At 63.5% G+C, this 21961-nt stretch carries 15 protein-coding genes, 1 tRNA gene and 1 pseudogene; 10 read left to right on the top strand and 7 right to left on the bottom strand.

Going from position 1 to position 21961, the window contains the following annotated elements; genetic code table 11:
- Positions 1-16: 16 nt before the first annotated feature.
- Entirely contained in the window at positions 17-1906 is a 1890-nt protein-coding gene (locus CN673_RS00860; RefSeq protein ID WP_099864070.1) for an AsmA family protein, read from the bottom strand.
- 167 nt (positions 1907-2073) lie between these two features.
- Here CN673_RS00860 and CN673_RS00865 point away from each other — a divergent pair, with 167 nt between their 5' ends.
- The gene (locus CN673_RS00865) at positions 2074-4035 is read left to right on the top strand and encodes an acetoacetate--CoA ligase (protein WP_099864073.1); all 1962 of its coding nucleotides are present in this window, start codon (positions 2074-2076) and stop codon (positions 4033-4035) included.
- A 258-nt stretch (positions 4036-4293) separates the two neighbouring features.
- On the opposite strand, the pseudogene CN673_RS00870 reads toward CN673_RS00865, so the two are convergent.
- Positions 4294-6681: pseudogene (locus CN673_RS00870) on the bottom strand (ATP-binding protein); the annotation flags it as partial.
- A gap of 1130 nt (positions 6682-7811) precedes the next feature.
- On the opposite strand from CN673_RS00870, the gene CN673_RS00875 reads away from it, so the two are divergent.
- The 3 genes from CN673_RS00875 (at position 7812) to CN673_RS00885 (ending at position 9741) form a co-directional block, all read left to right on the top strand.
- Positions 7812-8270, top strand: a complete 459-nt coding sequence (locus tag CN673_RS00875; RefSeq protein ID WP_099864079.1) for a phasin — start codon at positions 7812-7814, stop codon at positions 8268-8270.
- Positions 8271-8475: 205 nt separating this feature from the next.
- Positions 8476-8552 (top strand) — tRNA-His (locus CN673_RS00880).
- Positions 8553-8760: 208 nt separating this feature from the next.
- Complete coding sequence (locus tag CN673_RS00885; RefSeq protein WP_245409722.1) at positions 8761-9741, top strand: PAS domain S-box protein; 981 nt, start codon at positions 8761-8763, stop codon at positions 9739-9741.
- Positions 9742-9881: 140 nt separating this feature from the next.
- On the opposite strand, the gene CN673_RS20770 is transcribed toward CN673_RS00885, so the two are convergent.
- The 4 genes from CN673_RS20770 to CN673_RS00895 all read right to left on the bottom strand — a co-directional run bounded on the left by CN673_RS20770 (position 9882) and on the right by CN673_RS00895 (position 12897).
- Positions 9882-10022: a hypothetical protein gene (locus tag CN673_RS20770; RefSeq protein ID WP_157928747.1), complete on the bottom strand. Its 141-nt coding sequence runs from the start codon at positions 10020-10022 to the stop codon at positions 9882-9884.
- A gap of 266 nt (positions 10023-10288) precedes the next feature.
- Positions 10289-10444 carry a hypothetical protein gene (locus CN673_RS20775; RefSeq protein WP_157928748.1) on the bottom strand — a complete coding sequence of 52 codons (156 nt, stop codon included), beginning with the start codon at positions 10442-10444 and terminating at the stop codon, positions 10289-10291.
- An 88-nt stretch (positions 10445-10532) separates the two neighbouring features.
- Complete coding sequence (locus CN673_RS00890; RefSeq protein WP_099864084.1) at positions 10533-11972, bottom strand: DUF4214 domain-containing protein; 1440 nt, start codon at positions 11970-11972, stop codon at positions 10533-10535.
- Between the two features lie 94 nt (positions 11973-12066).
- Positions 12067-12897: a DUF2793 domain-containing protein gene (locus tag CN673_RS00895; protein WP_099864087.1), complete on the bottom strand. Its 831-nt coding sequence runs from the start codon at positions 12895-12897 to the stop codon at positions 12067-12069.
- Positions 12898-13096: 199 nt separating this feature from the next.
- Here CN673_RS00895 and CN673_RS00900 point away from each other — a divergent pair, with 199 nt between their 5' ends.
- From CN673_RS00900 to CN673_RS00910, 3 genes are all read left to right on the top strand, one after another.
- Positions 13097-14539, top strand: a complete 1443-nt coding sequence (locus CN673_RS00900) for a phosphohexomutase domain-containing protein (protein WP_099864090.1) — start codon at positions 13097-13099, stop codon at positions 14537-14539.
- A gap of 28 nt (positions 14540-14567) precedes the next feature.
- Positions 14568-15971, top strand: coding sequence for a mannose-1-phosphate guanylyltransferase/mannose-6-phosphate isomerase (locus tag CN673_RS00905; protein ID WP_099864094.1), 1404 nt, complete (start codon positions 14568-14570; stop codon positions 15969-15971).
- Positions 15972-16123: 152 nt separating this feature from the next.
- Positions 16124-16894: a DUF8692 domain-containing protein gene (locus CN673_RS00910; protein WP_157928749.1), complete on the top strand. Its 771-nt coding sequence runs from the start codon at positions 16124-16126 to the stop codon at positions 16892-16894.
- On the opposite strand, the gene CN673_RS00915 is transcribed toward CN673_RS00910, so the two are convergent.
- A complete protein-coding gene (locus tag CN673_RS00915) occupies positions 16827-18626 on the bottom strand; it encodes an NAD(P)/FAD-dependent oxidoreductase (RefSeq protein WP_099864963.1) in 1800 nt (599 codons plus the stop codon). The genes CN673_RS00910 and CN673_RS00915 overlap by 68 nt on opposite strands.
- Before the next feature lie 233 nt (positions 18627-18859).
- Between CN673_RS00915 and galE the strand changes: the two genes are divergently transcribed.
- The 3 genes from galE to CN673_RS00930 all read left to right on the top strand — a co-directional run bounded on the left by galE (position 18860) and on the right by CN673_RS00930 (position 21949).
- Complete coding sequence (gene galE / locus CN673_RS00920; RefSeq protein WP_099864964.1) at positions 18860-19846, top strand: UDP-glucose 4-epimerase GalE; 987 nt, start codon at positions 18860-18862, stop codon at positions 19844-19846.
- A gap of 100 nt (positions 19847-19946) precedes the next feature.
- Positions 19947-20507, top strand: a complete 561-nt coding sequence (locus CN673_RS00925; protein ID WP_099864099.1) for a thioredoxin family protein — start codon at positions 19947-19949, stop codon at positions 20505-20507.
- 107 nt (positions 20508-20614) lie between these two features.
- Entirely contained in the window at positions 20615-21949 is a 1335-nt protein-coding gene (locus tag CN673_RS00930; RefSeq protein ID WP_099864101.1) for an MmgE/PrpD family protein, read from the top strand.
- The last annotated feature ends 12 nt before the right edge of the window (positions 21950-21961 follow it).

Here is a 21961-nt window from a genome sequence, read left to right on the forward strand (position 1 = left end):
CTTGCCGGACTTTTCGTCAGTTCTGAAAGATCGGCGAGATCACCGGGTTCGGCCAGGAACCGCCGATGAAGAACCGAAGGGGCGGGGTGCTCGACGGCGAGGCCGGCGGCTGGCCTTCGCCCTGCAGTACGCTGTTGGCATCCTGACCCGGTGCAAGCGGGGCGGACGGTGCGAGGATCGCCCCCGACATGGCAAGACTGCCGCGATCATAGGGGATGAGCCCTGAAAGAACGATCCTTGCATTCCCGGTGGTTATCTCTCCGGTCTTGATCTCGGCGGTGCCGTTGGCGAAGTCGGCGACGAAACTGGCCGAGGTAAAGCCGAGTTGGCCCTCCGCGGCCTGATCGATCTCGAAAAAGCGCTGATTGCTGCTCAATTCGCGAAAGCGTGCCAGATTGAGCATCGGCACGGCACCATTCTGCATCGTCATCTCGATGCTGCCGCGCAAATCCTGCAGGGCGGTTGCCCATATGGGATTTGGCGAGACGATCGACATGTTCATCATTCCGACACCGCGCGGCAACGGTCCGCGAATGCCGATCGCGTCGTAGACCGCGCCGAAATCGACGCCTTGCGCGGAGAATTGCAGCTCGCCGCCGCCGTCGAATCCATCTTCCGAGATCGCGATCCGCCCCAATACGTTGCCGCCATAGGCCGTTGCGTCGCCGATGTCGAAAAGCGCGCGCCCTTCCTCGATCCGGGCAGCGGCGGCCAGGTTGCCGAGCGTCAGGGTTCCTACCCGTGCCGTCTGCGCGGACAGGCGCAAATCCATGCCAAGCTGGCGCAAGAACCCGGTATCGATGGTGCTGGCGATCGCATCGCCATCACTCGGCAGCGGCGTGAAAGCGCGCAGGAACGCGCCGACATCAAGCGTATCGTAGGCGAGCGTGCCGGCCACGGTCGGTCGCTCCGCGTCCTGCCAACTGATGTCCAGAGCACCGATGCCGCGGTTGTCGTCTATGTCGATGATGAGGTCTTCCAGGCGAACCTGCGGCAGGGCGGTCTGAACTTCCGCCTCCAGCTCGAGCGCACCGATCGCCTCGCCGGGCTTGATCTCGGTGCCCGACCAGCGCAGCGCTCTTCGCACCGAGGGGCTGGCGAGTGTGATCTCACCATCCAGTACGGGGACCGCGCGCAAACTGGCCGTGCCGTTGTAGCTCAAATTCAAGAGATCGGACGTGAATGTCAGGCGCAAAGGGGCAACGTCGCCGGCAAGAAGATCGGCCGGTCGTTCGGCGCTGGCAACCAGCCGAACGGGCTCGTCACGAAGGACAGCGGCCAGTTCGACACGCGCGCCGAGGCCGACGCGGGGCCAGGACAGGGTTCCGTTGACAGAGGTCAACGTCTCCTCACGGCCGCGTCGCTCGTCGCGTATCCGCACGACCCCGTTCTCGATGCGCACGATGCCGAGCGGCGCCATCGGACCTGTCTGCATCGGAGCTACGTTCTGCGTGGCGGGGTTTTCCGTCGGCGTCTGGCGGTCGGATGGGCGCCAGTTGTTCGTCCCATCGGCACGGATGGTGATCGCCAGTTCGGGCGCGATGAGCGCGACGTTGGAGAATTGCGGCCGGCCGGTCAGGGCGGACATGATGGCGAAATCGGCGCGGACCTCGCCAGCAGCCAGAAGGGTCTCGTCGGCGCTGGCCGTCGACGAGCGCACCTCAAGATCACGCGCGATGACAGTGGGTATCGGCAGGAAAGCGATCTCGACCGCCTCGCCGATCGTGACGCGATGCCCGGTCACCGCACCGACGTCCTGCTCGAGCCTTTCGCGCAACGCATCCTTGGAGATGAGGAGCGGCACGGCGACGACGATGACGACGGATAGAAGGACGACCAGCGCGATGGCGGACAGCAACCAGCGCGACGGCGCGCCGTCATCCCTCTTGCTTTCAGCTGCGGCCAACCGGGTCCACCAATTCTGTACCTAACAGCTGACAGTGGTTAAAGGCTTGTCCGTGCGAATGCAATCTTGCTTGGCCGGGATCGCCGAGCGCGATACGCCCTTCCATTGGCGCCGGCTGGGGTGGTAAGCGGTGCTGCGATGCGACAGTTCGTGAGGAGGCAACACGCATGACGACCAGCGATCAAACCCCGCTCTGGAGCCCGACCGAGACGCAGATCGCGGATAGTCGCATGGCCGATTTCATGGCGTTCGCGCGGCCGCGCGCGGGACGCCCGATCGATGACTACGATCAGTTGCACACCTGGTCCATCGACGACATCGCGGGCTTCTGGTCGACCCTCTGGGACTATTTCGAGGTCAAGGGCGACAAGGGTTCGCGGATCGTCGACGATCTGGAGAAGATGCCCGGTGCGCGTTTCTTTCCCGAGGCGCGGCTGAATTTTGCCGAGAACCTCCTGTCGCGAACGGGCGATGCGCCGGCCCTGATCTTTCGCGGTGAAGACAAGGTCGCCTACGAGATGAGCTGGGACGAGCTGCATGCGCTGGTCTCCCGGCTTCAGCAGGCGATGCGTGCCGAGGGGGTCGGCCCGGGCGACCGGATCGCCGCGATGATGCCGAACATGCCGGAAACGATCGCGCTCATGCTTGCCGCCGCCTCGATCGGCGCGATCTGGTCGTCCTGCTCGCCCGATTTCGGTGAGCGCGGGGTGACCGACCGGTTCGGCCAGATCGAGCCGAAGCTGTTCATTGCCTGCGACGGCTATTGGTACAATGGCAAGTCGCAGGAGGTGGCGGCAAAGCTCGGCCCCATCGAAGATGCGCTGCAGCCGGCGAAGACGGTGATCATTCCTTATCTCGGCAAGGCGGATGCGGTTGCCAGCGGGCTGAAGAACGCTGTGACACTGGCCGATTTCATGGCGCCCCACACCGCGCAGGAGGTCACGTTCGAGCGTCTGCCCTTCGATCATCCGCTCTACATCCTTTTCTCCTCGGGCACGACCGGCATTCCCAAATGCATTGTCCATTGCGCTGGCGGCATCCTGCTCCAGCATCTGAAGGAGCATGGACTGCATTGCGGCTTGCGGGCTGGCGAGCGGCTCTTCTATTTCACGACATGTGGATGGATGATGTGGAACTGGCTTGCCTCGGGCATCGCCGTCGGCGCCACGCTCTGCCTCTATGACGGATCGCCCTTCTATCCGGACGGCAACGTCCTTTTCGACTACGCCCAGGCGGAGAAATTCGCCGTCTTCGGGACTTCGGCCAAGTTCATCGACGCGGTGCGCAAGGCCGAGTTGGCGCCGATCGCGACCCATGACCTGTCGTCGCTTCGTCTTTTGACCTCGACGGGGTCTCCGCTATCGCCGGAGGGCTTTGCCTTCGTCTACGACGGCATCAAGCCCGACGTGCACCTCGCCTCTATTTCGGGCGGCACGGATGTATGCGCCTGCTTCGTCATCGGTGTGCCGACAAAGCCGGTCTGGCGCGGGGAAATCCAGGGACCGGCGCTCGGCATGGCCAGCGATGTGTGGAACGACGACGGCCAGCCCGTCGTCGGTGAGAAGGGCGAACTGGTCTGCGATCGCGCCTTTCCGTCCATGCCGATCAAGTTCTGGAACGATCCGGCCGGCGAGAAATATCATGCGGCCTATTTCGACCGCTTCCCCAACGTGTGGTGCCACGGTGATTTCGCTGAACGGACGGCGCATGGCGGCTTCATCATCCACGGCCGATCGGACGCCACGCTCAATCCCGGCGGCGTTCGGATCGGGACTGCCGAGATCTACAACGTCGTCGAGCAGATGGATGAGGTGAACGAAGCAATCTGCATCGGGCAGGAGCATGATGGCGATGTGCGGGTCGTGCTGTTCGTGCGCCTCGCCGAGGGCGTCGACCTCGACGAGACGCTGGAAAAGGCGATCCGGACCAATATCCGGTCTGGTGCTTCGCCGCGCCACGTGCCGGCCCGGATCGTCGCGGTGAGCGATATTCCAAGGACCAAATCCGGCAAGATAACCGAGCTTGCCGTGCGCGATGTGGTGCATGGGCGGCCGGTCAAGAACCAGGAAGCGCTGGCCAATCCGGATGCGCTGAAGCTCTACGAGGATATCCCGGCACTGCGTGAGTGAAGGATGGTTAGCAATGTGTCGACGCGCGCGTTAACCACGGCCCGCGTCTTCTTTCCCGAACGTTAAATCTGGCGGATGGTCTTAAGGTTTCGGTAACGAACGGGGCGACATGGTGTGGGCAACTTGAGAACGTCGCTTGCCTTTGCCCAAAGCCATTGCCGCCAGCGGCGATCGTCCTTGCTCAAGTTCGGAAAACAGCATTTGCTTTTGAAAGGGGGCCCTTCGGCCTCCTTCTTTTTTTGCGCCAGCCGATGCGCGTCAGTCCGCCAGTACCCGCTGCGAGGGGAAGGCGATCTGCGCCAGCGTGCCCTCGCCGGGCGTCGATTCGATCGTGAACTGAGCCCTGTTCGCCTCCACCATGGCTTTCGTCAGCGGAAGCCCGAGCCCCGTTCCATCGCCACGCGGCCACGAAGGGCTGGTGCTGCCCTGTCGGAAGGGCTTCATGGCCTGGTCGAGTTCGATGCGCGACATGCCTATCCCCGTATCGCGCACCCGCATCACCACGCGTCCGGCCGCATCATAGGCCGTCGAAACGACGATCTGTCCGCCGGCCGGCGTGAAACGCACGGCGTTGGACAGGAGATTGATCGCGATCTGCTTGATCGAACGCTGATCGGCAACGACGTCCGGCAAAGCCGTCGACAGGCTGGTGCGGATGATGACCCGCTGCGCGTTCGCCTGCGGCTGGAGCAGCGACACGGTTTCCGCCAGCGTGTCATTGAGCGAGACGGCGGTGAAATCCATCTGCTGCTCACCAGCCTCGATCTTCGAGATGTCCAGCAGATCGTTGACGATGTCGAGGACGTGACGCCCGGATCGGCCGATGTCGTGGGCATATTCCAGATAGCGTGGCGAGCCGATCGGACCGAAGCGCTCTGTCGCCATCATTTCCGAGAACCCGATGATGGCGTTGAGCGGCGTGCGAATCTCATGGCTGACGCGGGCGAGGAACTCGCTCTTGTGCGCGTTGGCCGTCTCGGCTGCCCGCCGGGCGGCGCGCAGGTCTTCCTCAGTGCGCTTCCACTGCGTGATATCGCGGATCACGGCGCAATAGCCGTTCGAGCCTTTGAGCCGGCCGATCGTCATGAAGATCGGGATGAAACCACCGGAGGCTTCGCGTCCTATCACCTCACGGCCGTCGTTCAGCACACTGGCTACGCCATTGTCGGAAAGACCCGCCACATAATCGAGGACGGCGCGCTGGCTTTCATGGGCAAACAGCATGGCAAAGGGCTGGCCGGCCGTCTCGTCGTCGTCATAGTCGAACAGCGCGCTGGCGGAGCGGTTCATGGAGCGGATGGAGCCGTCTTCATCGAGAATGATGACACCGTCCGTGGCTGTTTCCAGGATTGAGCGCAGTTCGCTTGCCTCGATCTCCGCGGCGCGGGACGGGTGAACCGAAGGCGCGGCGTGCGCCGGCTCGGCGGGCAGTGGCGAAAGCGCGAGCAGCAAGGCGTGAGACCCGTGCCAGCCGATGGATTGGAGGCGTGCCTTGACGGGCAGCTCGGCGCCATGGGCGGCACGCATGACCAAGGGTGCCCCCCGTCCGGAAGCGTCCTCGTCCCTTTGCGGTGCGCGTTCGGTCTCGGCAAAAAGGGCCCCGATGCCGCCGGCGCGCGCAAGCGCCGGCACGTCATAACCGGTCAACTCGCGCCATTCGTCGTTGGCGTGAAGCAGCTCGTCGCCGCGATGGACGAGAAGCGCGAGCGGCAGGCTGTCAACGAGTGCGCGGGTCATCACCGCACGCGCCGGGTTGATAGCCACTTCGTGCTCGGCCGCTGCCGTGTCAGCCGATTGTTCCACCTCGATCGAAACGCCGACTTCGACGACGGGCAGGTGCACGGCCGCGATATGCTCCGCGGGCGCGGGAGGCCGCGGCAGTCCGACAGCCTTGACGGGTTCGGGCGCAGGTATTGCCCGTGTTGCCGAAGGCGCCTCATTCTCAGGAGCGTCGATGCCGATCCGCTCGGCACGTGTCGCCAGGCGCCGGCCGAGTTCCTCGCCGATCTGGTTGAAGATCGCCTGGTCCATGCGCGACAGACCCTCGCGGCCGCGGCTGCGATGCCGCTCCAGGTCGATGACCTTGTCGGACGTACGGCGTGCCGGTGTTTCGACCACACGCAGGGCCGGAACCTCGCCGAGAAACGGATCGTCATCGTGATGGTCAAGTGGCGCGGCAGGCTCAGAAGGCTCGGTCGGCGCGTTCGGCTCTGTGAATGGTGCGGGCGGCTCGTGCGCGACATGGGGCGGGGCATGGTCGTCGTTCGACGGCGTCGGGACGCCCAAGCCGAGGATCGGTTGCGACCTTGGTGCGCGATCATCGGGAAACGTCGCTGAAGACGGCCGCAATGCAAGCCCGAGCCGTTCCGGATCATCGGCGGCATCGGCAATGCGGATGATCCCGAACCCGCGAAAGCCGTCGAACACGCGCTCGCGCGAGTAGGTCGGCAGGGCGGCAAGATCCACCGGCACGCATAGCGGCGTTCCCTGGACCGGCCAGTTCACCGTCTTGCCGGACCAGGTGTCGCGCCGGCGCAGAAGCTCGCCGATGACACCATCCGGATCGAGATTGAAGACACGCGCCAATTCATCGAATGTCCGGCCGATCACGTCGGCAGCATTAGGACCTACGGCCGCGGCGAATTCCGGCGATATCTCGCTGAAGCGGCCTTGCTGATCGATCTTCCAGACGAAGCGAACGGGCCGGCCGCCCGGATCGAAGGCAAAGGGCGCGCTGCGGGGTTCGGTGCCGGCAGGTGCCGGAACACCGACTGGCGGCGGCGCAGAGCCGACCGTGTCCGCATGCGAGGGGGATGAGGGCGAGAGGCTCGCGGGTTCTTCCGGTGCATCGCCAGGCGTCGCAGCAAACACCTGCGGTTCGGGTTCGACCGCAAAGACCAGATAGAGCGATGGATCATCGCCGATATGCGCCGTTGCCGCAGGCAGAGTGCCGAGGCGCGTGCCCAGTTGCCGCTTGACGAGGCGCGAGGGCTCGCGCTCGATCGCCTCGATCATCGCTTCGAGCGCGATCGGCTCAATGGCAAGGGTCGAAAACGTTGGCGATGCGGCGATCGTGTTGGCATCGCGATCGAGAATGGCGACGTGCGTGTCGGTATCATCAAAACCGCCGATCATCGCCTCAGCGCGGTGAAGGCTGTCCTTCAAACGATCGTCGGGCGGCAGGGCGAGCAGCAGTGCGTCCTCGCCGTCGGGCAGGCGAATACGCTCCAGTGTGCAGGTTGTCGCCATGCGACGGAAGCCGGAACCGATGCGCAGCACCAGCTTGTGCGGGCTGCCATCGCCGATACGCGGAGCTGCAGCGGCGATCTGCCGGGCAATCACCGTGTCGCCGAAGGTCTCGTCTTCCAGAAAGCCGTAGATCGAACTGTAGCCGAAGCGCCGCGCCGCTTCGCCGTTGGCCCAATGGACATAGTCGATATCGCGCGAAAGGACGGCAAGGCCGGCGCCCTCGGCGTAGCGCTGGCGAACGGCCGGGTGGACGGCGATCTCGATGAACGGATAATCACGAGCCGGCATCGGGCAATCCGCGGAGCGTTGTCAATTTGTTAATGATAGCATCCATTAAGGCTTTTTTAATAAACGCGGCTTGCCGGGTCCACTGCCGCTGCGTTTGCCCCCTGGTGTTTCGCGGCAAAGGGTTAACGTCGATGCTGCGTCGCAAAAAAATGTTGCAATGCACAAATCGGTTTGTTATATAGGGCGCATCGCATTATCGGGGTGCCTCGAAGAGGGCCCGTAACAAAGGAGCGCATGAAATGGCTACCACCAAGAAGACCACCGATGCAGAAATCTTTTCCTTCCCGGCTTTCGATCCGGCCAAGGTCACCGACACCTATCGCGAATTCGCCGAGAAGGGCGTCGCCCAGTCGAAGGAAGCCTACGCGAAGATGAAGACCGCCGCCGAAGATGCGACGAAGACCATGGAAACCACCATGGAAACGGCGCAGGCCGGCACTGTCGAACTCGGCCTCAAGGCCATCGACCAGATGCGCGTCAACACGGAAAGCACCTTCTCGCACATGGAAGCGCTGCTCGGCGTCAAGTCGGTTGCTGAAATGATCGAACTGCAGTCGTCGTTCCTGCGCAAGCAGGTCGAGACGGGCGTCGATCAGGCCAAGTCCTGGCAGGAATCGGTCCGCAAGGTTTCCGAGGATGTCACGAAGCCCGGCAAGAGCGCCGTCGAGAAGACCATGAAGGACGTCAAAGTCGCCTAAGGCGCTGACGCCACGCACGAACCATTGAGAAAGGCCGGGCGTTTGCCCGGCCTTTCTTTCGTCAGCTATCCCGGCTGAGCATTGTGATGTCCCCGGATGCGGCCGGTCCCGTTTTTTGATCGCAGGGGCTTGCCGCGCCCTTGCAAATGCGCCGTTATCCAAGTATCTGGACGCCCGGAACAAGCGCGATGCAGGCATCGCCCGTGCGGTTGTAGCTCAGTTGGTTAGAGCGCCGGATTGTGGATCCGGAGGTCGGTGGTTCGAGCCCACCCAACCGTACCATCCATTTCTCCCAGATCTTTCGAAACCGTCTTTTCTCCAAGGTCTTGTCGGCTGTCCGTATTTTGGAACGCAGAAAGCCTGCCGGCGTTGGTGTCGTTGCAACTGTGAACAACGGCACAACGCAATGGCGTGAGCCAGGGTGGCTTGGTACGAGACGGCTATGTCGAGCTCTTCCAGACTGACGACGAATTCATTCGCGAGCGACAGCATGCTGGCTGCGATCGTCGAATCGTCCTTCGATGCGATCGTCAGCAAGGATCTCAACAGCGTCGTCACCAGCTGGAACGCCGGCGCTGAGCGGATTTTCGGCTATTCGGCCGAGGAGATGGTGGGACGGTCGATCACGATCCTGATCCCGGTCGATCAGCATACCGAGGAAGACGAGATCATCGCGCGCATTCGCAGAGGCGAGCGGATCGAGAGTTTCGAGACCGTGCGCGTTCGCAAGGACGGAACACCGATTTTCGTTTCGCTCACGATCTCGCCGATCAAGAACGCGCGCGGCGAGATCGTGGGAGCGTCGAAGATCGCCCGCGACATCAGCGCGACAAAGGAAAGCGAACGGCGTATCCGCGAACTCATGCGGGAGGTCAACCACCGGGTCAAGAATCAGTTTGCCGTGATCTTGTCGATGATCCAGGCGACGGCGCGCCATACGGCGGATTCAGCGCAGTTCGAGCGTGGCGTGCGCGAACGCATCATGGCGCTGGCGCGCTCGCACGATCTGCTCGTCGAAGCGAACTGGGCCGGAACCAGATTGACGGACCTCATCCGGGCGCATCTCAAACCGTTCGGCTCCGGCGACGTGGCTGACATTCGCGGTCCCGATCTCGTTCTCTCGTCCAATGCGGTCCAGTATCTCGGCATGGCGCTGCATGAGCTCGGCACGAATGCAGCAAAATATGGCGCCTTTGCCCATGGCGGGACCGTCGATGTCGCCTGGTCGATCGACGCCTCTGCGCCGGAGGCGCCCCGCCTGACGCTCTCCTGGTTCGAGACGAGTACGCCGATCGAGGATCTGCGCATCGACGAGGCCGCGAGCAATCCTTCCGGCGGGCTGGGGTCCATCGTTCTGCTGCGAATCACACCGCAGGCGTTGAGCGGGGAAACGCGCATCGAGCGAGGCTCGGACAGCTTGACATGGACGCTTTCCGCGCCGGTGGAGGCCCTCGTGCCGCGGAAAGACTGAGCCGGGGGCGGATCGTCGCTCTAAACGTCTCTAACGCAGCGCATAGCCGAAGATGATCGCCGCGAGCATCAGCGCCACCATCATGAGGATGATGATCGCGATCCAGGGCGAGGGCCGACCAGCGGGGTGCTGCATTGCACTCAACCCTGGTCGATGACGCTCGTGGCCGGGGCGTTCAAAAGATCGCCTCCGAAGAAATACCAGGCTAGTGCGAAGAGGACGGCTGCCGCCAGGAGGGCGATCAGCCAATTGCGCATTGCGTGATCCTGCATCCTGTCCATGACACGATCTCCAGCTTTTCAGGTCGGCCTCGTCAGGAGAACCATGCAACGGTCAAAAGCAGCCCGTATTCGACGAGCAGGATGGTTGAGAGGCCGATCGACGCGATCCTGACCGCGCGGTAGAGCGGTTGCATGGCAAACTCCATCGGTGAAGACAGCAGTCTGCGCCTGCTTAACGAGACCCGCCTTGATCTCGATCAGCGTTCCAAATCCAAACGGCACCGGGCGCGATCGCTCCTGCGCAATCACGCCGCTGGCCAGAACGCCTATCCGCCGTTGCTGTCCGCGGCCTGCTGGTCGCTGACGACGGGCGCGTTGTCGGCAATCTGATTGTCGGTTTGCTTGGCCGAGAAGAAATAGGCTGCGGCTGATATCGCCACAATGAAAGCCACCAAACCGACCACGTCTTTCACGTAGGTCATCGGTCTCTCCTTCAGTGCAGCCGTAATCTAGCACATCAGGCAGTGTTCTTGGAGAGCCGATGAGAGTGGGGCCTTGATCGCGCCGGATTCAGCCGACCCAGAAGCCGTTCTCGACGTCCGCGGCGCTGATGCCGACATATTCGGGCAGTTGGGTGAACTGCACGAGCACGTCCGCCCTGTCCCCCTGACCGTCCGTCAGGAAACCGGTCCAGTATTCGATGCCGGCCGTCTCGCCGTCGCGGTCGAGGACGTTTCGGTAAAGTTGGCTGACAAAGGCCCGGTCGTCCAGATCACTGCCGTAAGCGTTGGTGAATTCGGCGCTGCCGATGAAGCCGACGGCTGCATCGTGGAGCGACCGGCCCTGATCGAGCCAATCATCCGTCCAGTATCGCAGTCCCGCCTCCTCTGGCGTGCGGTTGAAGGCGCCGCCATAGAGGCGGTAGGCGGCAGGAGCGTTGGCGCTGTCGATATCGAACAGAAGGTCGCCGTCAAGGAAGCCGACACGCTCGATGGATAAAAGCAGATCGGAAGAGCCGTCCGGTTTGGCGATGGTCACGGAGCCGTCGTCGTTGAGGACATGCGCAAAATCGGCGCGCACGCCGGCGTAGTCGATCCCGTCGCTGCCGGCCGCGCCGTCGTATCGATGATCACCCGCCTCGCCGGCGAACATATCGTCGTTAGGTCCGCCCGTGATGTGCTCGACGCCGCCACCCGTCTCTGGACGGCTTTCGGCCGGGTCAGCGAGCGGAAGGCCGCCGCGGGCGACGGTGTAGCCGAGGTCCTGAAGGATGGCGAGATCCACCTCGCCGATCTGCCAGCGGTTCTGTTCGTAATTGCCGAACTCGGACATCATGCCGCGTTCGATCGGACTCAGCGCGCCGGTCTCGTAATGGTCGCGCGAGCCGGTGGTGGCCAGCGGCAATGCCTCGCCGAGAAGGGCGATCGTGTTCTCGCCGACGAAGACATGCTGTCCGCCGCGCTCTTCGGTGAGGCGGTCGAAGGCGCTTTCGCCGAAGCCGGCGCCATGTTGCGCGAGCGACCAGAAGCCCAAAGAATGCATCGTCTCGTGCAGGAAGATCGAAAAGAAATCATGCGTTCCCGCAGGCACGGCGCCATCGTCCAGCGGATCGGGTTCGGGATCGAGAAAGAGTGGCACGCCGTAATTGGTCAGTGTGCCGTTGGTGTTGGGCAGGATGTAGGCTCCAGCGTCGAAATCGGCGCCGTTGGCATCGATCCCGCTCAAGGCCTCCTCGGCGGCATGGGTATTTCCCGAGGCGGCGATGCCGCCATAGGAGGGCAGCTGTCCCGACCCGTCATGCCCGAACTGGAAGGGATCGCCGAACTGGACCACGAAGTCGAGCACGCCGTTCCATTGAACATGGTCGGCGATGTATGAGATCGCGGCGACGGCGTTGGATTCGATCACACCGGCAAGATCGGCGAGATCGGCTGGCAGGTCGGCGATGGTGAAGGTGTAGTCGTTGAGAAAGGTCGAACCGCTGGTTGTCTGTTGGGTGCCGTAGACCATATCGCGTCCCCCCGTGGATTTGGCTCGTGCATCGGCAGTGTGGAACCCGCGGCAAAGCGATGTCAACCTTACGGTTGCACAATGGGGATCGCGATCAACTCACCGGTGCGCGGTCGGTTACCCGCCGCCAGGTGCCACCGTCGGAAAAGGCCAGAACCGACCCGCCAGCCTCGTCCCACACATGGAGTATCGCTCCGGAGCCGGAATCGGCGGGCGAGGGCAGGCTGGCCAGAGCGTAGCTTTGAACACGAAGAGGGCCGTTGACGTGCAGCGTGGTGGTGGGTGCATCCGTGGCGATGCCGACATGGCCGCTCGCCGGATCGATTGTCACGGACTGGTACCAGGTGATGCCATCCTCGCTGACCTTGATGCGGAAGGCATCGTCACCCGGCGTGCCAAACTCCGCACGCCCCGAATATCCCGTCTGGAACAGCAGGCTGGCGGTGTCGCCGGATGCGGCTTTGTTGATCTTGATCTGATGGCCGGTTCCGGCATTGTTGAAGAGCGATGCGTCGGCCGCCACCGTCAGCCGGTTGGTGTCGTCCGCGCTGGCGTTGATGCCCAACCGTTCGATGACCTCAGGCAAATCGACGAGGGGCTGCCATGCGTCATTGGTGAAGACGAGCGCTGCGCCATCGTCGCGGACCCATGCGACCCATCCGGGTGCTGGCGGGTAGAAATGCCACGCACCGTCCTGGAAAGCGGCAATCATGCCGTCTTTTCCGGCCCATGCGTCCTGCGCCGCGCTGGCCACGATATGGCGATCGCCGTCGGTGCTGGCGAGAGGCGGTTCGGTGCGGCCGCGATCGGCCACGGTCAACTGGACGAGCGCATCGAGGGCGCGGATGGCCTCGTTGTGCGTCACATGTTTCTGAGCCTGGGCGGGAGCAATGTAGGGCAGCGAGAGGTTGGGCGTCTGGTCCATCTTGTCTATCCTTCCGGTTGAACCCGTCATTCTAGGCTTACCCGGATGGCCGGGGACATTTCGGCGACCGCCTGACATATAATGTCAACCGGGTCCGGCTGGAGAGGCGGCGGCGCGGGTTGCTTGCGAACCGAGCCTGTGCTTTCACGGCTGCCTTGTCGCCTGGCGGCCGGATGCCTTTGAAATCAGGGGGATTGCCTTGGATATCAAGTTCGGAACGAGTGGACTGAGAGGCCTTGCGGCTGACCTTCTGGCGGGGGCCGCGCTTGCCCATGCCGAAGGCTTTGGCCGCCATCTTCTGTCCACGGGGCAGGCGCGCGCGGGAGACCGTGTCTATGTCGGCCGCGATCTTCGCGAGAGTTCGCCGGCCATCGCCGCAGACGTGTGGCGCGGTCTTGCGGCCGCCGGCCTCGTCCCGGCCGACTGCGACGCATTGCCGACGCCGGCGCTGGCCCAGTACGCCCTGTCGCGCCGGGCGGCGTCGATCATGGTGACCGGATCGCACATTCCGGCCGACCGAAACGGATTGAAATTCTATCGCCCGGACGGGGAAATCGACAAAGAGGACGAGGTGGGGATCGCGAAGGCCGCGGCAGAGGCTGCGGCGAAGGACGCGCCGATGCCGGAGGGCATCGAGGACCGGCATGAGGCGGCGATCGCCGCCTATCTCGCGCGATACGACGGATTCATGGAGAGCGATGCCCTGCGCGGTTTGCGTATCGGCATCTACGAGCACAGCTCGGTCGCGCGGGGTATCGTTGCGCAGATCGTCCAGCAATTCGGGGCGACCGTTGTTCCGCTCGGACGCAGCGATGACTTCGTGCCCATCGATACCGAAGCGATCGATCGTGAGACCGTTGCCCAGTTCGGGCGCTGGGCCAAGGACCATCGGCTCGATGCGATCCTGTCGACCGATGGCGACGGCGACCGGCCGCTCGTGGCGGATGGATCAGGACAGCCGCTGCGCGGCGACGCCCTCGGGCTGATTGCCGCAATGCATCTGAAGGCGGACCGCGTGGTAACGCCGGTGACCTCGAATTCGGGCATCGATGAAGACCGCGGATTCTCGGTGATCCGCACGCGGGTCGGGTCGCCCTATGTGATCGCCGGTATGGCGGATGCGCTCGCCGACGGTGGACAGGCGGTGATCGGTTTCGAGGCGAATGGCGGCCTCCTCACCGCCACCGCGATCACGCGCGGAGAGACCCATCTCACTGCGCTGCCGACGCGCGACGCGGTCCTGCCCATGCTGTGCGTGCTGGCCGAGGCGGCCGGCCGCGGCACGCCGATCGCGGCGGTCGCCGCCGATCTGCGCCTGCCCGTGGCGGTGAGCGGGCGGATCCAGAATTATCCGGGCGAGCGCAGCCGGACACTTGTCGATGCGCTGGCTGGCGACCACGCCTGGGCTGGGCGCTTCGTGGCCGACAAGGCCGCCATTCGCCGGATCGATGCGACGGACGGCGTTCAACTGTTCTTCGATGACGGCGCCATGATCCATTTTCGCCCTTCCGGCAATGCGCCGGAGATGCGCTGCTATGCCGAGGCGCCGACACGCGAGCGCGCGGAAGCGCTTCTGGCGCGCGGCCTTGAGCGCATCGAGACCTATCGGCCCGAGAGCGTACCGCAAACCGCGGCTCGCTGAGCATTCGCTCAAGAAAGGAAAGACGATCTTGCTGCTTCCCGTCATCCTCGCCGGCGGCTCCGGCACCCGGCTCTGGCCGCTGTCCCGCCAGCTCAATCCCAAGCAGTTCCTGGCGCTGACCAGCGAGCACACGATGCTGCAGGAGACCGTGCGCCGGCTCGACGGATTCGAGATCGGTGCGCCGATCGTGATCTGCAACGAGGAACATCGCTTCCTGGCGGCCGAACAGATGCACGGTCTTGGCTTCTCCGACGCGACGATCATGCTTGAGCCAGTCGGACGCAACACGGCGCCGGCGATCACACTGGCGGCGCTGAAGGCCATGGGCGACGGAAAGGACCCGCTGCTTCTCGTGCTTGCGGCGGACCACCTGATCCGCGACCGCGGCGCGTTTCAGGCCGCCGTCAGCGCGGCAGAGCCGCTCGCGGAGGCGGGGCGTCTCGTCACCTTCGGGATCGTGCCTGATCGGCCGGAGACCGGATATGGCTATATCCAGCGCGGCGCGGCCGACGGGCCGACCGGCTACAAGGTGGAGCGCTTCGTCGAAAAGCCGGACCTTGAGACGGCGCAGGGTTATGTCGACGGGGGGCGGCATTTCTGGAACAGCGGCATGTTCCTTTTCCGCGCCAGCCGCTATCTCGGCGAGTTGGAGCGCCATCGACCGGAGATGATCGCCGCATGCCGAAAGGCGCTCGATCATGCCGCCAGGGACCTCGACTTCGTGCGCATCGATCGGCCTGCCTTCGAGGCATGTCCGTCCGACTCCATCGACTATGCCGTCATGGAGAAGACGGATGACGCGGCGATGGTGCCGCTCGACGCCGGGTGGAGCGATATCGGCTCTTGGTCGGCGCTTTGGGACGTCAGCGAGAAGGATGCGAGCGGCAACGCCTTTGCCGGCGACGTGCTGAGTTCGGGCGCCAGCAACACGCTGGTGCGCGCCGACCAGCGCCTCGTCGCCGTGGTCGGGACACACGATCTTGTGGTGATTGAAACGAAAGACGCGCTGCTCGTCGCACACAAGGATCGTGTGCAGGACGTCAAGAACATCGTATCGCAGATCAAGGATCAGGGCCGGCAGGAGCACTTCAATCATCGCGAAATCTATCGCCCGTGGGGACACTACGACACTGTCGACGGCGGGAGCAGGGACGCGGTGCGGCGCATCACCGTGAAACCGGGTGCGCGACTGGCGACGCAAATGCACAACCACCGCGCCGAACACTGGATCGTCGTCAGCGGCACGGCCGCGGTCACCAAGGGCGATCAGGTGATCACCCTCAGGGAGAACGAGTCGACCTATATTGCTGCCGGAGAGATTCATGGCCTGGAGAATCGCGGATCAGTCCCGCTCGAAATCATCGAGGTGCAGACCGGCAGCTATCTTGGCGAAGATGACGTCACGCGCTTCGAGGGGACGCACTACGACTGATCGGAGAACGAAGCGCGAGACTGCCTGGCGGCAGGCGCGCCATCCAATCGGCTCGACCAAATGACGTTCGGGTTAAGCCGAAAAGCCGACTTTTCAACAGAGCGGAGAAAAGGAAATCTTAATCGGGGCCGATGATCAATTCGAGGGGTGACATGGCCCAAATTGCAGCGACTATCGTATTCCTGAACCTGGTCCTCGTCGCTTCGGCACTCTCGATCGGACCGGCCTACGACATACCGCCATCGGCCTTCTATCGCGATCCCGTAGCGGTGTTCGACGGCAAGTTCGCGATTGGCTGGTTCTCGAACCTCGGTGGCCTCTTGTGGTTTGCGACCGCAGCCGTTCTGATCTTCACGGCTCTCGCGGCCCAAGCGAAAACTCAGGAGCCGCTCCTGGTATTCGGGCTGCTCACCGCAGCCCTCGGCGGCGACGACCTCTTCATGCTGCATGACGGGTTGCTGCCGTTTCTCGGGCTTCCGGGCGTTCTTCTCTACGGCCTCTACGCGGTCGTCCTCCTGACATGGCTCTACCGCTATCTGGATTTCGTGGTCGGCACCCAACTTGTCTATATCCTCACCGGAGGATTTCTGCTGATGGTGTCCGCGGGATCGGACATCGTGGTCGACAGCGCGGGATTGCACGGCGACACCGCCTATCTCATAGAAGACGTCGCCAAGCTATCGGGCATCATGTTCTGGTCGGTCTACGGTGTCAGTACCGCCTGGGCTGCGATGCGCGCCAACAGGCATCCGACGGGTGAGACGTCTCTCCGCTTCGATCCGACGTTCGAACCGCAGCGGCAGACTTTCGAACCCGCCTACAGAACACCGGCCAGCGCCGCGCCTCTCGATGCCCTCAACCTGAATGGTGCACTGGCTGCAGCCCGTAGACCGGTGTCGGAATGCCCTCCATCCGCGCCTTGAGTTGCAGCGACAGGAATTGGGAATAGTGGCGCGACTGATGCAGGTTGCCGCCATGGAACCAGAGCGCGTCCTGCTGGGTCGGCTTCCACATGTTGCGCTGTTCGCCTTCCCAGGGTCCGGGATCCTTTGGCGTGTCGGATCCGAGGCCCCAGACCTTGCCCACCTTGTCGGCCGTCTGGCGATCGATGATGTCGGCGACCCAGCCGTTCATCGATCCGTATCCGGTCGCATAGACGATCACGTCCGCAGGGATTTCCCTGCCATCGTCCAGCTTGACCCCGGTTTCGGTGATCTCCTCGACCTGCCCGGCTTCCAGCTTGATCTTGCCGTCGATCACGAGCTGAGAGGCCCCGATGTCGATGTAGTAGCCGGAGCCGCGGCGCAGATATTTCATGAAGAGACCTGAATCGTCGGCGCCGAAATCAAGACGAAACCCTGCCTTTTCCAGGTCCTCGTAGAACTTTGCGTCGACCTCGCGGATCTTGTCGTACACCGGCTTTTGAAACTCGTGCATGATCCGATAGGGCAAGGATGCGAAGATGAGATCGGCCTTTTCCGTCGTCATGCCGGACTGCACGGCGCGTTCGGAATAAAGGTCGCCGAGGCCGATTTCCATGAGGGAATCGGAGCGCACGATGTGCGTCGTCGAGCGCTGGATCATCGTCACGTCAACGCCGGCCTCGTAGAGCGCGGCACAGATGTCGTGTGCGGAATTGTTCGAGCCGATGACGACGGCCTTTCGGGCCTTGTAGCGATCGGGGCCGGGATGCCGGGACGAATGATGCTGCTCGCCCTTGAAGCGCTCCTTGCCCTTGAATTCGGGAATGTTGGCCTTGCCCGACATGCCGGTTGCGAAGACGAGCTGCTTCGGCTTCAGCACGATTTCCTCGCCATCGCGATCGACTGTCACCGACCATTCACCCTTTTCCTCGTCGTAGCTGGCGGAGGTGACGGTGGAGCGCGTCCAGTAGTTCAGCTCCTTCACCTTGGCATACATCTCCAGCCAGTCGCCGATCTTGTCCTTTGGCGAGAAGACCGGCCAGTTCTTCGGAAAGTCGATATAGGGAAGATGGTCGTACCAGACAGGGTCATGCAGGCAGAGCGACTTGTAGCGCTTGCGCCAACTGTCGCCGGGACGATCGTTCCTTTCCACGATGATCGTCGGAACGCCGAGTTGGCGCAGACGGGCACCAAGCGCGATGCCGCCCTGGCCGCCGCCGATGATCACCACATAGGGCTGTGTCTTTCGCCCCAGCGTGGCCAGTTCCTCTTCACGTTCCTCGATCCAGTTCCTTACGCCCACGTCCTGTCCGTGCTTGGCGCCGAGCGGCCGGGTGTAGCCGGCGCGTTCCTCGTGGCCCTTGAGTTCGACCATGGTCGTGAGCAACGTCCAGATCAGGCCGTCCTTCAGCCGGATCAGGCCATAGCCGCGCGCGACCTCGGTTTCGAAGGAAATCCAGGCTTCGAGAACGCCGTCGGCTTCGCTCGCGTCCTGGCCCTCGGCCACGTGCCATTTAGAAGGTTTGGTCGCCGCGAGCTGGCTTTCGAGCATGGCGCGAACTTCGTCGCGGCCCTCCATGGTCTTGATGTTCCAGGTAAAGGCAACGAGGTCGCGCCAGTAACACTCCTGCGCGAACATGGTGACCGCGTCGTCGATCTTGCCCTTGGCGAGCGCCTCGCCGAACGTGTCCAGGACGCGCTGAAGGCGACCTGTTGGTGTGTTGTCGAGCATCCGATCTTCCTCCCTCGGCTGCATTTGCAGGCCGGCCTGCTCCTACCCGGACCAGCCACGATCGATGATGGCAAATGCTGACACATCGGGTGCGCGGGCGCGATTGTCCGAAAGCACAAGACCGCAGTGCCGGTCGAATAATTGCCGGCGCATCGAATTTTAGCGAAATCCCGAACGTTTCCTTGGAGGCTGTGGGCGCATGGTCCGCGAAAGGTTTTGCGGATGGATCGACCATGGCAGTTCTTGTGACGGGCGGTGCCGGCTATATCGGCAGCCATATGGTGTGGACGCTTCTGGAGCATGGCGAGGACGTCGTCGTGCTTGACAGGCTGTCGACGGGTTTTGAATGGGCGGTCCCGCGCGAGGCCGAACTGGTGATCGGCGATGTCGCCGACCAGATGCTGGTTGAAAAGCTGATCCGCGATCGCCGCGTCGACGCGATCATCCACTTCGCCGGATCGATCGTCGTGCCGGAGTCCATGGCCGATCCGCTGGGCTACTACCTCAACAACACCGTCAAGTCGCGCGCGCTGATCGAATCGGCCGTGAAGAGCGGCGTTGGCAATTTCATCTTCTCCTCGACAGCGGCGGTCTATGGCACGCCGGATCAGATTCCGGTCCGCGAGGATGCGCCGACCCGGCCCGATTCACCCTATGGCGCCTCAAAGCTGATGACCGAGATCATGCTGGCCGACGCGGCGCGGGCGCATGACCTGCGCTATACGGCGCTGCGCTATTTCAATGTGGCCGGCGCCGACCCGTGCGGGCGCACGGGACTGTCGACGCGCGGTGCGACCCATCTCATCAAGGTCGTCTGCGAGGCTGCGCTCGGCAAGCGCGATCACGTCGAGGTGTTCGGGACGGACTACGACACGCCGGATGGAACCTGCGTGCGCGATTTCATTCACGTGAGCGATCTGGTCGAGGCGCATTACCTGGCCTTGCAGCGTCTGAGGTCGGGCGGTAGCAGCATGGTCGCCAATTGCGGCTATGGCCGGGGGTACACCGTGCTCGAAGTGGTCGATGCGGTGCGGGATGTCGTGGGGCGGGTCTTCGACGTGCGCCTCGGCGGACGCCGCCACGGCGACATCGTCACGATGGTGGCCGACGCGCAGCGCGCGCGCATCGAGCTTGACTGGCACCCGCGACACGACGATCTCACGCAGATCGTCAGCCATGCGCTGGCCTGGGAGGACGCGCTCAGCCGGCGCAACAGCTAGCGTCCTGAGCGCACGGTGACGGAAAGTCCGCAGCGCATTGCCGGGGTGGTGCTATCGCACTAGTCTTGCCGCGAAGAGGATCGTTCGCGAGGAGGAACCCATGGCAGCGACACCACCGATCTGCGACTTCGGCTGGAAGGCCATCGATGCGCGGCTGCCCGGCACGGACGGACAGATCCATGCACTCTTCGATCAGGCAGGCCCGCGGGGGCTTGTGGTCGTCTTCATCTGCAACCATTGCCCGTACGTGAAGGCGGTCATCGACCGGATCGTGCGTGAGGCCCGGGAGCTGGAGCGCTATGGGATCGGATTCGTCGCCATCAATTCCAACGATGCCGAAAGCCACCCGGACGATTCGTTCGACAACATGCAGTTTTTCGCCAAAGAGCATGCGTTGCCGTTCCCGTATCTCCACGACGAGGATCAGACGGTCGCCCGTGCGTATGGCGCGGTCTGCACGCCCGATTTTTTCGGCTTCAACGCCGAACTTGCGCTGCAGTATCGCGGCCGGCTCGACGCATCGCGCAAGCAGGCGACGGACCCGGATGTCGCCCGCGATCTCTTCGAGGCGATGAAGATGGTCGCCAACACCGGCAACGGCCCGCGCGAACAGATCGCTTCCATGGGCTGCTCCATCAAGTGGAAAGACCAGGCAGCCTGATTCCCATACACTCCCGCAATAGCCGTCAGAGCGATTGGTTATTGGCACATTTCGGCGTTTTCGGCTTCGATCGGCCGAACGCCCATCAGCATGAAGGATAAGCGGCCATGAGCCTGACCAGCGACCTCGTCCAACTGATCCGGAACAAGCCGGTGTCGCAGGACGACCTCGATCGTGCGGCCAGTTTCGTGGTCGATACGCTCGCATGCGCGCTCGCCGCGCGCCAGACGCCGCCAGCAAGGGCCTTGAGCGCTGTCGCGCCGTGGACAGCCGGCGACACGGCGCGCCGCGCCTTCCACTTCGGCGGCTTGTCCCACATTCTGGAACTGGACGATCTGCATCGCACATCCGTCACACATCCGGCGACAGTGGTGATCCCCGCTGCGGCCGCGGTGGCAGAGGCCGAGGGACGCGACGGCGTTGCCTTCCTGACGGCGGTCCTGCATGGATATGAAGCATGCTGCCGGGTCGGGAACGCTGTCGGCAAGGCGCACTATCGGGTTTGGCACAACACGGCGACCTGCGGCACTTTCGGTTCGGCCATGGCCGCTGCCAGCCTCATGGATCTTTCAGAAGAGCAGACGGTTTGGGCGCTCGGCAATGCGGGAACGCAGTCGGGCGGGCTCTGGGAATTCCTTTCGGCCGGCGCCATGAGCAAGCATCTGCACACGGCTCGCGCCGCCGAATCCGGCGTGCTCGCCGCCGCGCTGGCCCGTGAAGGCTTTACCGGACCCGACACGATACTGGAGGGGGAGAAGGGCTTCTTCGTCGGGCTATGTCCCGATCCCCAGCCGGAACTGGTGACGGCCCAGCCAGATGCCGCATGGGAACTCACTCGCTCGTCAATCAAGCCATGGCCTTGCTGCCGGCATACCCATCCCACGATCGACGCCGCCATTGCGCTGCATGGCCGTCTTTCCGGCGCCGCCATTGCCTCGATCGAGGTTGCGACCTACCAGGCGGCACTCGATGTCTGCGACCGGCCGCAGCCGACGGAGCCCTATGGTGCGAAATTCTCCTTGCAGCATTGTGTCGCGGAGGCACTGACATCGGGCCGCGTGACACCGTCGAGCTTCGATGCCGACCAACGGGACGCGCTTTCCGACCTGCGCGGGCGCACGGCGCTCAGCGTCGATGGCGACGTCAACGCCGCTTACCCGGCTGCATGGGGTGCCAAGGTCACCGTCGTCACGGGAAGCGGGGAGCGATTGGTGGAAACGCGCGCGGTGTGCAAGGGTGATCCCGACAACCCGCTGACCCGCGACGAACTCACCGAAAAAGCCGTCGCGCTGTTCGTGCTGTCCGGCATGGAAGCCAGAGGTGCGGAGACCCTGGTCGAGGACATCTACGGGCTTGCCAGCGGTGCGCCGCTGGCCGGTCTCTTCGATTCCTGCTTCACCCAAAGCGTGGCGCCGGCGCGCCCTGTGGCGGTTAGCGCCTAGGCAGTACGGCGT

It is taken from the genome of Neopararhizobium haloflavum, from assembly GCF_002750855.1.
Lineage (GTDB): Bacteria > Pseudomonadota > Alphaproteobacteria > Rhizobiales > Rhizobiaceae > Georhizobium > Georhizobium haloflavum.